This is a genomic window from Pseudomonas violetae, from assembly GCF_023072615.1.
Classification (GTDB): Bacteria; Pseudomonadota; Gammaproteobacteria; order Pseudomonadales; family Pseudomonadaceae; genus Aquipseudomonas; species Aquipseudomonas violetae.
Genome location: NZ_JAKNRW010000088.1, coordinates 1 through 1,283, shown reverse-complemented (window position 1 = coordinate 1,283; position 1,283 = coordinate 1). Strand labels below are relative to the sequence as shown.

Below are 1,283 nucleotides of genomic sequence, written 5' to 3'. Positions count from 1 at the left end.
CCTGAGCCAGCAACTGCTTTTTTCGCTGTTGAGCTCCGCTCGATCCCAGGGCAGTTCGACACGAACACGGCCAAATTCATCGCAATAGATCTCCTCGCCGGCAGGGCCGGTAACGCGGGCGGTCTGGCTGACCAGCGCCGGTCTTACTGCAGGTATCGGTGGCCGATAAAACACATCCCAGGGAATGGCGCTGAAGCTGTTGCGATAGCCTTGGGTAAAGCCGTCGTCGGGTTTGACGTCGCTGGTGAGGGCCTCCTCCAGTGACTGCGGTTGTTTCCCCGCATGCGACACACTCAGCAACAACCACAAATCGTTGCAGGTTTTGCGTGGGTGTTCAGTCAAGTCAAAGAAGTGGCCACTGCGCAGGATGGGCTGGTTGCTTTGGCCCTCGGCCAACTGGTAATCGGTACGTTGTCGCTCCAGGGCTTGCCGGGCGAGCTGGTAGCCGAGCTTTTCGTTCTCGATGCGCACCGGGTAACGATAGTCTTCCAGCTCTGGGCTGAACTCGGCGGTGAAGCGGCTCTCCAGCAACAGGCTCGGCCGTTTCAGGTCATACCCCCGGCGTGTGATGGTGCTGGTGCGGGTCCTGAAACGCATGGAAAACTGGCTGACGACCGGGTGGTCCGCCACCATGCCGGAGTCTTGCTGATAAGGGGTTTCGCCCAGTTTGGGGAACCAGGTCTGGTCGTCGGTGAACACCAGCAGATGACCGTCTGGCGAATGCTGGTGATGCCAGGCGATGCCGTCCTCGGCGCACAGGCGCTGGACGAGCTCGAAGTCATTTTCCCCGTACTGCGTGCAGTACTCGCGCTCGGGGCTGGTGCGGACATGGAAGGCAAACGCATCGGCCTGAATGCCGTGCCCCTTGAGCACCTGAGCGATGATTTGCGGCACCGTCAGGTGCTGAAAAATCCGTTGATTGTGGCTGAACTGCAAGTAGTGCAGCGCCGGTACCAGGGTCAGGTGATAACGGGTCAGGCGTTTGCCGGCCTCACCGATGAATACGTCTTCGATCCGGCCGTGAAGGCCTTCGCCGTTCAGGCCAAATTGAAGAAACGCAGGCTGGCTGAGCAGACTCTCAATATCGAAATCCGGGTGTTCGCTGACCAGTTCAACCTGGATTGCATACAAGGCGCTGATGGCCTCGACACCGTCAAAGGCGAGCACTTTGAAATCGTTGCGAACAGTGGGGATGTGCAGCGCAAAGTGCGCCGTATTGGCCGATCCGAACATACGCTTATCCTTAAGCAAAGAGGAAATGAAGCGCGACGTCCAAACCGTCC

General features: G+C 58.8%; 1 protein-coding gene. It reads right to left on the bottom strand.

Annotated features, from left to right (window positions below):
- Positions 1–1,233: type VI secretion system tip protein TssI/VgrG (tssI, locus tag L9059_RS30555; RefSeq protein WP_247296870.1), on the bottom strand; the 1,233-nt coding region annotated here is incomplete at its 3' end.
- Positions 1,234–1,283 lie beyond the last annotated feature (50 nt).